Genomic DNA, 10953 nt, shown 5'->3' on the forward strand with positions numbered 1-10953 from the left:
GGACGGCCCGGTGGCCCGACGTATCGATCAGCACAGAACCAGGGTGGAGCCGCAGTGCGCGACCTCAAGCAGCTCGTGAAGGCGTACGACGTCCGAGGCGTCGTCCCGGACCAGTGGGACGAGAGCCTCTCCCGGGCCTTCGGAGCCGCCTTCGTGCAGATCACCGGCGCGTCCGCGATCGTGGTCGGCCACGACATGCGCCCCTCCTCCCCGTCGCTCAGCCGGGCCTTCGCCGAGGGCGCCGCGGCCTACGGCGCCGACGTGGTCGAGATCGGCCTCTGCTCGACCGACCAGCTCTACTACGCCAGCGGCAAGCTCGACCTGCCCGGCGCGATGTTCACCGCCAGCCACAACCCGGCGCAGTACAACGGCATCAAGCTCTGCCGGGCCGGCGCCGCCCCGGTCGGCCAGGACACCGGCCTGGCCGAGATCCGCGAGCTGGTCGAGTCCTGGACCGCCGAGGACGACACCGTCACCGTCCCGGCCAAGGACGTCGAGCCCGGCGTGCTCTCCGAGCAGGAGACCCTGCGCGGTTACGCCGACCACCTGCTGGGCCTGGTCGACCTCACCGCGATCCGCCCGCTCAAGGTCGCGGTGGACGCCGGCAACGGCATGGGCGGCCACACCGTGCCGACCGTCTTCGACGGCCTGCCGATCGAGCTCGTCCCGATGTACTTCGAGCTGGACGGCACCTTCCCCAACCACGAGGCCAACCCGCTCGACCCGAAGAACCTGGTCGACCTGCAGGCCAAGGTCCGCGAGGTCGGCGCCGACATCGGCCTGGCCTTCGACGGCGACGCCGACCGCTGCTTCGTCGTCGACGAGCGCGGCGAGCCGGTCTCCCCGTCCGCCATCACCGCCCTGGTCGCCGTCCGCGAGATCGCCCGCGCCAAGGCCGCCGGCGAGGCCGAGCCGACCGTCATCCACAACCTGATCACCTCCTGGACCGTCCCCGAGGTGGTCCGCGAGCTCGGTGCCACCCCGGTGCGCACCCGGGTCGGCCACTCCTTCATCAAGCAGGAGATGGCCGTCACCGACGCCGTCTTCGGCGGCGAGCACTCCGCGCACTACTACTTCCGCGACTTCTGGCGCGCCGACACCGGCATGCTGGCCGCGCTGCACGTGCTGGCCGCGCTCGGCGGGCAGCAGGGCACGCTCTCCGCGCTGACCGCCGAGTACGACCGCTACGCCGCCTCCGGCGAGATCAACAGCACCGTCGCCGACCAGGCCGACCGCTCGGCCGCCGTCCGGGCCGCCTACGCCGGCCTGGAGGGCACCACCGTGGACGAGCTGGACGGCCTCACCGTGGCCGGCCCGGACTGGTGGTTCAACCTGCGCGCCTCCAACACCGAGCCGCTGCTGCGCCTCAACGTCGAGGCCAAGGACCCGGCGAAGATGGCCGAGCTGCGCGACGGCGTGCTCGCCATCGTCCGCGCCTGACCGAGCGCCGCTGAGCGAAGCGCGCCTGGAAACAGGCCCCAGTGCCCCGGCCGGTAGGGTTGCCTATCGGCCGGGGCACCTCCGTGCCACCCCCGAACTTTGGAGAGCCCCATGAAGCTCGAATCCTTCCTGCTGGAGATCCTGGTCTGCCCGCAGTGCCGGGCCGCGCTCGCCGAGGGCGGCACCGAGGAGCAGCCCGAGCTGGTCTGCACCGGCGCGGACTGCGGCCTCGCGTACCCGGTCCGGGACGGCATTCCGGTCCTCCTGGTGGACGAGGCCCGCCGCCCGGCCTGATCCTGGGAAGCCCCCACCCGCGCCCGCCGCCCACAGGACAGCCGGAGGCCCGCCGCATGCTCGACGACACCCTGCTCGACGACCCGGCCGCCCTCCAGCGCGCCGACCGCGACCGCGCCCTGCTGGCCCTGGCCGGCGCCGGCGCCCGGGTCCGCACCGCGCTGCGGCAGGCCGACGCGGCCGGCCTCGACCGGCTGCGCCCGGACGGCCGCCCGCGCGCCGTCCTGGTCGCCGGGCACGGCAGCGCCCTGACGGCGGGCGAGATCCTGGCCGCGCTGGCAGGGTCCGCCAGCCTGGTCACCCCGCTGCCGCCGACCGAGGCCGCCGCCCCGCGCACCGACCGGACCGGCGCACCGCCCGCCTTCACCGCCGGACTCGGCTGGCAGCTGCCCGGCTGGGCCGGCCCGCTCGACCTGCTGGTGATCAGCTCCGCCGACGGCGGCGAGCAGGGCCTGATCAGCCTCGCCGAGCAGGCGTACGCGCGCGGCTGCGCCCTCGTCGTCACCGCTCCGGCGGGCAGCCCGCTGGCCGAGGCCGCGCTCCAGGTGCGCGCGCTGCCGCTGCCGTACACGGCCTCGGTGCTGCCCGACGAGGGCATGCCGGCCGTGCCGGCCGCCGAGCCGGACCTCCCGGCCGAGGACCCGGCCGCGCTCTGGTCCCACCTGACCCCGATGCTGGCGCTCGCCCAGAAGCTCGGCCTCACCCAGCTGCCGTACGACGCCCTGTCGAGCGTCGCCGACCTGCTGGACGCCGCCGCCGTGCGCTGCCGCCCGGACGCCGCCGCGTACACCAACCCGGCGAAGGGGCTGGCCGCCCGGCTGGCCGGGACCGTGCCGCTGCTGTGGGCCGAGGGCCCGATCGCCGGGGCGGCCGCCGCCCGGTTCGCCGCCCAGCTGGCCGACCGGGCCGGGCGTCCGGCGCTGGCCGGGCCGCTGCCGCAGGTGCTCACCGCCCACCGCGGCATGTTCACCGGCCAGTTGGGCGCGGGCGCGGACCCGGACGACTTCTTCCGCGACCGGGTCGAGGAGCCCGACCCGCTGCACCTGCAGGTCCTGCTGCTGCGGCACGTCCCCGGCACCGGTTCGCCGGAGGAGCCGGAGGGCCCGGCCGAGGTGCCGGAGGACGACGTGCGCCCGCGCAGCTTCGGCGTCAGCCGCGCGCACCGGTTGGCCGCCGCCCACGACGTCCGGCTGACCGAGTACGCGAGCACCCTGGCGGACCCGCTGCTCGCGCTGGCCGACCTGATCGCGCTGACCGACTTCGCCGCCGTCTACCTGGGGCTCGCCGCCGCGCAGTCCTGAGCCGGCTGCCGCTACTCTCGGCGCGTGAGCGAGCGAAGTGAGCGAACCATCGACAGGTGCGCGTTGTGCGAAGCGCCTGCCGAGCGGAGCGAGGTGGGCGCATGAGCGCAGAGGGCGGGACGAAGGCACTGGTCGCGGCGCTGTCCGCGAACCTGGCGATCGCGGTGGCCAAGTTCACCGCCTTCGTCTTCACCGGCTCCTCCTCGATGCTGGCCGAGGGCGTGCACTCGGTGGCCGACTCCGGCAACCAGGTGCTGCTGCTGGTCGGCGGCAGGCGGGCGCGCCGGGCGGCGGACGAGGAGCACCCGTTCGGGTACGGCCGCGAGCGTTACGTGTACGGCTTCCTGGTGGCCATCGTGCTGTTCACCGTCGGCGGCCTGTTCGCGATCTACGAGGGCTGGCACAAGGTCAGTCACCCGGAGGCGCTGGACTCCTGGGGCTGGGCGGTCGGCGTGCTGCTCTTCGCCATCGCGATGGAGGGCTGGTCCTTCCTCACCGCGATGCGGGAGTCGGCCAAGGCCAAGGGCCGTCAGGGCTGGGTGCAGTTCATCCGCACCGCCAAGGCGCCGGAGCTGCCGGTGGTGCTGCTGGAGGACACCGGCGCGCTGATCGGCCTGGTGTTCGCGCTGTTCGGCGTCTCGCTCACCGTGATCACCGGCAACGGCGTCTGGGACGGCGTCGGCACTCTGTGCATCGGCGCGCTGCTGGTGGTGATCGCCGTGGTGCTCGCCCTGGAGACCAAGTCGCTGCTGCTCGGCGAGTCCGCCGACAAGGAATCGGTGCTGCGGATCCGCGCCGCGCTGGTGGACGGCGAGGCGGTCACCGGGGTGATCCACATGCGCACCCTGCACCTCGGCCCGGAGGAGTTGCTGATCGCCGCCAAGGTCTCCGTCAACGCGCAGGACAGCGCCGCCCGGGTGGCGCAGGCGATCGACGCGGCCGAGGAGCGGGTCCGCGCCGCCGTCCCGATCGCCCGGGTGATCTACCTGGAACCGGACGTCTACAGCGCCGAGAAGGCCGCCGCGGGCGAGGACCCGGCCGCCACCCCGGGCGGGCCCGGCCCCGGCGCGGCGCACTGACGGACCGTCCCGGCCCCGGCTGGTGTCCGGGTCGAGCGGCGGTCGGATCCGCGACCTAAATCGGTCATCGGCGGACGGCCGGTGGGGCCGCCGGTGTAGATTCGTCACCAGAGCCAGAACGTCGCTGCTGATGGCGGTCGATCGGCGGTCCGTGCCCGTAGGGTGTGCGCCGGTCGAGGGAGAGAGGTCCTCCGACGGTTTGTGCTGCGCAGCAGGGAGTCGGCCCGCCACCGCGGGATCCGGCAGCCCCGGCGTAGCCGTGCGTCCGTACGGCCCGCCATGCGCGACACATCCGGACCATGGCCGTGCCCCACCCCATCAGCGAGGAGCAGACGCATGTCGACCGACATCACCGGTGACTTCAAGGTCGCCGACCTTTCCCTGGCGCCGTTCGGCCGCAAGGAGATCCAGCTGGCCGAGCACGAGATGCCCGGCCTGATGGCGATCCGCGCCGAGTACGCCGAGTCGCAGCCGCTGGCCGGCGCCCGGATCACCGGCTCGCTGCACATGACCATCCAGACCGCCGTGCTGATCGAGACGCTGACGGCGCTCGGCGCCGAGGTCCGCTGGTGCTCCTGCAACATCTTCTCCACCCAGGACCACGCGGCCGCCGCCATCGCCGTCGGCCCGGAGGGCACCCCGGAGAACCCGCAGGGCGTGCCGGTCTTCGCCTGGAAGGGCGAGACCCTGGAGGAGTACTGGTGGTGCACCGAGCAGGCGCTGACCTGGCCTGACGGCCAGACTCCGAACATGATCCTGGACGACGGCGGCGACGCCACCCTGCTGATCCACAAGGGTGTCGAGTTCGAGAAGGCCGGCGCCGCTCCGGACCCGTCCACCGCGGACAACGACGAGTTCCGGATCATCCTGGAGCTGCTCAACCGCACCCTCAAGGACACCCCGAACAAGTGGACCGAGGTCGCCTCCACCATCAAGGGCGTGACCGAGGAGACCACCACCGGTGTCCACCGCCTGTACGAGATGCACCGTGACGGCCAGCTGCTGTTCCCGGCGATCAACGTCAACGACTCGGTCACCAAGTCGAAGTTCGACAACAAGTACGGCTGCCGCCACTCGCTCATCGACGGCATCAACCGCGCCACCGACGTCCTGATCGGCGGAAAGGTCGCGGTCGTCTGCGGCTACGGCGACGTCGGCAAGGGCTGCGCCGAGTCGCTGCGCGGTCAGGGCGCCCGCGTCATCGTCACCGAGATCGACCCGATCTGCGCGCTCCAGGCGGCGATGGACGGCTACCAGGTCGCCACCCTGGACGACGTCGTCGAGATCGCCGACATCTTCATCACCACCACGGGCAACAAGGACATCATCATGGCCTCCCACATGGCCCGGATGAAGCACCAGGCCATCGTGGGCAACATCGGCCACTTCGACAACGAGATCGACATGGCCGGCCTGGCCAAGCTCGACGGCGTCGTGAAGACCGAGGTCAAGCCGCAGGTCCACGAGTGGCGCAAGGCTGACGGCCGCACCATCATCGTCCTCTCCGAGGGCCGCCTGCTGAACCTGGGCAACGCGACCGGCCACCCGTCCTTCGTGATGTCCAACTCCTTCGCGAACCAGACGATCGCCCAGATCGAGCTGTTCACGAAGACCGAGCAGTACCCGATCGGCGTCTACGTGCTGCCGAAGCACCTGGACGAGAAGGTCGCCCGCCTGCACCTGGACGCGCTGGGCGTGAAGCTGACCACCCTGACCCAGGACCAGGCCGACTACATCGGCGTTCCGGTTGAGGGCCCGTACAAGTCGGAGCAGTACCGCTACTGATGCGGTGAGCGCCGAACGCTGAACGCGCCGGTGGCCGGCACCACCCCCGTGGATGCCGGCCACCGGCGCGTTCGGTGTGCGCCCTTCGGTCGTTCAGCCATTCAGCGGACGAACACGTCGGTGGTCCAGTCGCGCTCGTTCACGCCGATCGGCTCGGTGCGCGACAGCAGCCCGGGCAGCCCGCCGATCTGCTCCAGGGCCGGCGGCGTGCCCCCGTACACGTTGGCGCAGATCCACACCTCGTTCCGGGACTCGCAGGTCGGGGCGGGGGTGGGGTGCCCGGTCGGCATCGTGCCGGGTTCGTCCGTGTCCGGCCGCAGTTCGAGGGTGACGGTCTTTCCCTGGACCTTGAAGTTCAGGTAGAGGTTCCAGGCCCCCCGGCCGCCCGGGTCCGGGCGGGAGAGCTGCACCACGTCCGGCGTGCCGAACTCCTCGGGCAGGCCGGTGAACTGGACCGGCAGCGGGACGTCCCGGTGCCCGTACTTGACACCGTTGGCCACCCTGAGGAGCACGTCGCGGCTGGTCTGCTCCGGGGTGCCGTTGCTCGCGCTGAGCTCCGCCCAACGGCCCGAGGGGGTCAGCCAACACAGCGACCACGTCTGAGTCCCGCTCGGCAGGGTCGTCCAGTAGGCCGTCCGCCCGTCGATCGGCGGGGCGTCCTCGCGCACGAGGTGTGTGCCGACCACCTGGATCTCCATCGGCGGCTCGACTCCGGCCGGGTAGAGCTGGAGGTTCAGGCGCGGAATGCTCCGGCCGGTGTCCTTGTCCGCGGAGTAGACGCCCTGGGCCTGGATCTCGCGGTCGATCCGGCCCGGTTGGTCCACCCAGTCGGGCAGCCAGCCGTAGGAGATCTCGGTGCTGAGCGGGTCCGCGGCGGCTCCGGTGGCGGTCGACGTCGGAGTCGGGGTCGGCGTCGCCGTCGCGGTGACCGCCGGGAGGGTCTGCACCGCCGGTGTCGTGTTGCCGGGCTTCATCAGCATCGTGGCCGTGAGGGCGGCGGCCGCCACGACGGCCACCGCGCCGGCCGTGGCCCGGTACCGGCGGTGCAGGCGGGCTCGTCCCCGGGCGACGGACGCGGTGATGTCGAAGGCCGCGGGCGGGGCCGGCTCGTCGGCCAGGGCCGACAGGGCGGCGGTCAGCTCGTAGTGATCGGTGGCGGTCATGACGTCCTCTCTGCGAGCGCCGGGACGGGAACGAGACTGCGACGGAGGGTGTCCAGGGCGCGCGCGCTCTGGCTCTTCACGTTGCCGGAGGAGCAGTTCAGCGCCTCGGCCGCCTGATCGATCGACAGATCGCAGTAGTACCGGAGCACGACCGTCGCACGCTGGCGCGGCGGGAGCGCCGCCAGGGCCTTTCGCAGGTCGAGCGAGACGTCCAGGTCGATGCTCGCGGCCGCGATGTCCGGGTCGGTGCCGGTCCGTACCGTCCGGCGCCACCAGGAGGTGCGCTGCTCGGCGAGGAAGGTGTTCACCAGCGTCCGGCGGGCGTAGCCGTCCACGTTCTTCGCGCGGCTCGCCTTCGCCCAGTGCACGTACAGCTTGGTGATGGTCTCCTGCACCAGGTCGTCGGCCCGGTGCCAGTCCCCGCACAGCAGATAGGCGACCTTCCGCAGCCAGCCGCTCCGGGAGGCCACGTACTCCGTGAACTCCGCGTCGCGTGTCTGCTTCGCCATCCGCACCCCCTCTCGTCGTGGCGGCGGCGCCTCTCCTGCGCCGTCCACCCCACTAATGCGCGGAGCTCCGGAGAATGTTGCATGCGGGCGCGGACGTAGGCTTTCGGGCATGCCCAACGGTCGGTACTCGCTCCACGACACTCATGACCACGTGCTGCTCGGCGAGGAGCGCTTCAGCTGCGCGCCCGGGGCGGCCGGGTGGCGGTACGTCTCCAAGACCTACGCGCCGGACGGCCGGGTGATCGGCAGCGTCGACCTCACGCTGGACTCGCGCGCCCGGCCGCTGCGGATGGAGCTGCGGGCCGGCGGCTGGCAGGTGCGCGGCGGTGCGGTGGACGGGGTGGCCTGGGTCCGTACCGACGCGGCGGACCCCGGTGGCGCGTCGGCGGTGGAGGGGCACGATCGGGCACACGGCTTCACCGGGCGCTCGCCGGGCTTCCTGGTCGCCACCGCCCGGATGCTGCGGCTGCGGGAGGGGGCGAGCGCGCGGGTGCGGCTGGTGGCGTTCACCGAGCCGGTGCTGGCGCCGCGGACCTTCGACCAGGGGTGGCTGCTGGAGGGCGTCGACACCCATGAGACGGACTCCGGGCCGCTGCTCGTCGAGCGGTACCAGGTGGCTGACCTGGAGACGGGGGAGCAGCAGGTCGTGCACCTGGCGGGGGACGTGGTGCTGGCGGCGGAGGGGATCGAGCTGGAGGAGCTGGCGTCGCCGCCGAACGCCTGGCCGGTGGGGGAGTAGCCGGTGGGGGAGTAGGGGGCGACCGGGCTCAGGCGGGCGGGGCGAAGCCGGTGTCGGGGGCGGGCTTGTCGAAGGACGGGGCTGCGGGGGGCACGGGCGCTGCCGGGGCGGGGGCCGGCGCGGGCGCGGGCGTCCCGAGGACGCGGTGAGGCCGGCCGTCGAATGGGGCCGCCGGTGCTGCGGGTGCCGTCGGGGCGGCCATGTGCGCGGCCATCTGCGCCGCGAACTGCTGCTGGGCGCGCAGCCACTCCCGGCGCTGGCGCTCGGTGAGCACCGCGCCCAGGTAGGCGGCCGGGTGCAGCCCCGGCGGTATCGGGTGGCCGGTCCGGGCGGACAGGTCCCCGGCCAGCCCGACGGCCATCCGGAGTGCGACGGACTGATCCAACTGGGTTATCCGGCCGAGCAGTTGACGGATCGCGAGCCAGAGCGGCTCGGGTACCGCGGACAGGTCCATCGCGACCAGCTCGCGACCCATGTCGTGGAGCAGCTGCGGGTGCACCGGGGGCAGCGGGTTGGTCGGCCCGCCCGCACCCGGGGTGCGCTCGCGGACGACCACCGTCCCGGCGAAGATGTCGCCCAGCCGCTTGCCGTCCGAGTTCACCGCCGAGGTGATCACTGCCGCGGCGCCGGTGGTCACGATCAGTTCGATGAAACCGACCAGCCCGCGCACCAGCGAGTGCCGGAACCGGACCGGGCCGCCGTCGGTGCGCACCACCCGCAGGCCGAGCGCGGCCTTGCCGAGCGAGCGCCCGTGGGTGAGGGTCTCGATCATCACCGGCAGGCCGACCAGGAAGAACACCATCAGGCCGAGCAACGAGGCCGCCGCGGCGGCGCCGTCGAGGTCGATCAGGGTGACGCTCAGTACCAGCGAGACGATGAACAGGGCGGCGAACTCGACGAGCAGGTCGAGCACGATCGCCAGCGCCCTGCTCGGAAGCTTCGCCGTCTGCAGGTCGAGGACGACCGCCTCACCCGTCACCAGGTCGCTCAAGACACCTGTCCGTTCACGCTCATGCGGGGAAGAGGGGACTTCGAATGGATCGGCCCCCACGACCCGCTCTCCACAGTCCGATCCGCAGCCGCCAACATACGGCGCCCGGTGGGCGCACGGGAAGTGAGATCCCGACGGCCGTGGCGGCGACGGCTCCTGGCATGCTGGGCCGCACGTGTCCGTACGTACCTGCTCGACCGCGTACGCGCGCCACGCGCCCACCGCAGACCATGGAGCCGCCGAATGGACCTGGACATCTTCGTCGCCACCCACCAGGGGGAGTGGGCCCGGCTGGACGCCCTCGCCCGTCGGCGCCGGCTCAACGGCGAGGAGGCCGACGAGCTGGTGGGGCTGTACCAGCGCGCCACCGGCCACCTGGCCAAGGTCCAGGCCGCAGCGCCGGATCCGGCCGTGGTCAGCCGGTTGACCGGTCTGGTGTCGCGGGCCCGCAGCGCGGTGACCGGCGCCCGGACCAACGGTTGGCAGGACGTCGCCCGCTACTACACGGTGAGCTTCCCGGCCGCGCTGTACCGCGCCCGCCGCTGGTGGGTGCCGGTGGCGGTCGTGTCGATGATCGCCACCGCACTGCTCGCCTGGTGGATGGCGACCCACCCGGAGGTCCGCAACAGCCTCATCGCCCCCGACGAGCTGCGGGAGCTGACCCGCCCCGGCGGCCAGTACGAGGCGTACTACTCGGACCGGCCGGCCAGTTCCTTCGCGGCGCAGGTCTGGACGAACAACGCCTGGATCGCCGTGCAGTGCCTGCTGTACGGAATCGCGCTGGGCATTCCGGTCCTGTGGGTGATGTGGAGCAACGTGGTCAACCTCGGCATCGGGGTCGGACTGATGGCCTCCGCCGGCCGGCTCGACACCTTCCTCGGTCTGCTCATTCCGCACGGCCTGCTGGAGCTGACCGCGGTCTTCGTGGCCGGCGGCTTCGGCCTGCGTCTCGGCTGGACCGTCATCGACCCCGGCCCGCGCACCCGTACCGTGGCGCTGGCGGAACAGGGCCGCTCGATCATCGGGATGTCGATGGGTCTGGCGACCGTACTGGCGGTCTCCGGCGTCCTCGAAGCCTTCGTGACCCCGTCCGGTCTGCCCACGTGGGCGCGCATTTCCATCGGCGTGCTGGCCGAGGTGGCCTTCCTTCTGTACGCCCTGGTGTTGGGCCGAAAGGCTGCCGAGGGCGGAGAGTCCGGTGACGTGGATGCGGCCGATCGGGCGGACCTGCAGCCCGTCGCGGCCTGAGTCGGCGTGATCAACAGGCCGCTGACCTGCTACTCTTCTCGCATCCCGACCAAACCATTGACGTGGCGAGGGTGGGCTAGTAGGTTTGAACGGTTGGGACTGACTGGACAACGGTCGGGCCCGGGCGTTAGTGTCTACGACACCGCCGAAATCGAGGCGAGCGCGTTTCACGAAATGCGCGCCCTCCGACGAAGCAAATCCAGCGGACTGAGCACACCGAAAGCTTTGATAAGCTTCGGAGCGAAGTTTGAAGGAAAACCCGCCAGCGGGAATTCGGAGAAAACGAAGCCGGTAAGAACGGCCGAGAAGATCTGATAAGCTGGAAACACGAAAGAACGAAGCGCCCGGAGGGCCCGCTGGAAGGCGGTCCGAAGGAAGCGTCCGTTCCTTGAGAACTCAACAGC

Annotated in this window: 11 protein-coding genes; 7 read left to right on the forward strand and 4 right to left on the reverse strand. The window is 72.1% G+C overall.

All coding sequences use genetic code 11. The features are described 5' to 3' along the window. Positions 1-54: 54 nt before the first annotated feature. The 5 genes from ACGF12_RS30880 (at position 55) to ahcY (ending at position 5899) form a co-directional block, all read left to right on the forward strand. Entirely contained in the window at positions 55-1440 is a 1386-nt protein-coding gene (locus tag ACGF12_RS30880; protein WP_393037241.1) for a phosphomannomutase/phosphoglucomutase, read from the forward strand. 111 nt (positions 1441-1551) lie between these two features. Then, positions 1552-1734 carry a Trm112 family protein gene (locus ACGF12_RS30885; protein WP_097237660.1) on the forward strand — a complete coding sequence of 61 codons (183 nt, stop codon included), beginning with the start codon at positions 1552-1554 and terminating at the stop codon, positions 1732-1734. Between the two features lie 56 nt (positions 1735-1790). Continuing rightward, positions 1791-3035 carry an SIS domain-containing protein gene (locus ACGF12_RS30890; protein WP_393037245.1) on the forward strand — a complete coding sequence of 415 codons (1245 nt, stop codon included), beginning with the start codon at positions 1791-1793 and terminating at the stop codon, positions 3033-3035. 101 nt (positions 3036-3136) lie between these two features. Further along, positions 3137-4114 (forward strand): cation diffusion facilitator family transporter, encoded by a 978-nt coding sequence (locus ACGF12_RS30895; protein WP_393037248.1) that lies wholly within the window; start codon positions 3137-3139, stop codon positions 4112-4114. A 336-nt stretch (positions 4115-4450) separates the two neighbouring features. Beyond that, positions 4451-5899 carry an adenosylhomocysteinase gene (gene ahcY / locus ACGF12_RS30900; protein ID WP_393037251.1) on the forward strand — a complete coding sequence of 483 codons (1449 nt, stop codon included), beginning with the start codon at positions 4451-4453 and terminating at the stop codon, positions 5897-5899. Between the two features lie 101 nt (positions 5900-6000). On the opposite strand, the gene ACGF12_RS30905 is transcribed toward ahcY, so the two are convergent. Beyond that, positions 6001-7062 (reverse strand): hypothetical protein, encoded by a 1062-nt coding sequence (locus tag ACGF12_RS30905; RefSeq protein WP_393037254.1) that lies wholly within the window; start codon positions 7060-7062, stop codon positions 6001-6003. After that, positions 7059-7571: a SigE family RNA polymerase sigma factor gene (locus tag ACGF12_RS30910; protein ID WP_393037257.1), complete on the reverse strand. Its 513-nt coding sequence runs from the start codon at positions 7569-7571 to the stop codon at positions 7059-7061. Before ACGF12_RS30910 ends, ACGF12_RS30905 begins: the two co-directional genes overlap by 4 nt. A 109-nt stretch (positions 7572-7680) precedes the next feature. On the opposite strand from ACGF12_RS30910, the gene ACGF12_RS30915 reads away from it, so the two are divergent. Further along, positions 7681-8310, forward strand: coding sequence for a hypothetical protein (locus tag ACGF12_RS30915; protein WP_393037260.1), 630 nt, complete (start codon positions 7681-7683; stop codon positions 8308-8310). A gap of 28 nt (positions 8311-8338) precedes the next feature. Here the strand turns inward: ACGF12_RS30915 and ACGF12_RS30920 are convergent, their stop codons facing one another. After that, complete coding sequence (locus ACGF12_RS30920; RefSeq protein WP_393037262.1) at positions 8339-9301, reverse strand: RDD family protein; 963 nt, start codon at positions 9299-9301, stop codon at positions 8339-8341. 243 nt (positions 9302-9544) lie between these two features. On the opposite strand from ACGF12_RS30920, the gene ACGF12_RS30925 reads away from it, so the two are divergent. After that, positions 9545-10549 (forward strand): stage II sporulation protein M, encoded by a 1005-nt coding sequence (locus ACGF12_RS30925; protein WP_393037265.1) that lies wholly within the window; start codon positions 9545-9547, stop codon positions 10547-10549. A gap of 167 nt (positions 10550-10716) precedes the next feature. Here ACGF12_RS30925 and ACGF12_RS30930 read toward each other — a convergent pair. Further along, positions 10717-10953: hypothetical protein (locus tag ACGF12_RS30930; protein ID WP_393037268.1), on the reverse strand; the 237-nt coding region annotated here is incomplete at its 5' end.

It is taken from the genome of Kitasatospora sp. NPDC048296 (assembly GCF_043201815.1).
In the GTDB taxonomy this organism is placed as follows: Bacteria; Actinomycetota; Actinomycetes; order Streptomycetales; family Streptomycetaceae; genus Kitasatospora.

Bases quoted from the DNA above. Each gene is read 5' to 3' on its own strand.
- ACGF12_RS30895 (WP_393037248.1), top strand. From the start codon at position 3,137: ATGAGCGCAGAGGGCGGGACGAAGGCACTGGTCGCGGCGCTGTCCGCG.
- ACGF12_RS30915 (WP_393037260.1), top strand. From the start codon at position 7,681: ATGCCCAACGGTCGGTACTCGCTCCACGACACTCATGACCACGTGCTG.
- ACGF12_RS30905 (WP_393037254.1), bottom strand. From the start codon at position 7,062: ATGACCGCCACCGATCACTACGAGCTGACCGCCGCCCTGTCGGCCCTG.
- ACGF12_RS30925 (WP_393037265.1), top strand. From the start codon at position 9,545: ATGGACCTGGACATCTTCGTCGCCACCCACCAGGGGGAGTGGGCCCGG.
- ACGF12_RS30890 (WP_393037245.1), top strand. From the start codon at position 1,791: ATGCTCGACGACACCCTGCTCGACGACCCGGCCGCCCTCCAGCGCGCC.
- ACGF12_RS30885 (WP_097237660.1), top strand. From the start codon at position 1,552: ATGAAGCTCGAATCCTTCCTGCTGGAGATCCTGGTCTGCCCGCAGTGC.
- ACGF12_RS30910 (WP_393037257.1), bottom strand. From the start codon at position 7,571: ATGGCGAAGCAGACACGCGACGCGGAGTTCACGGAGTACGTGGCCTCC.
- ahcY (WP_393037251.1), top strand. From the start codon at position 4,451: ATGTCGACCGACATCACCGGTGACTTCAAGGTCGCCGACCTTTCCCTG.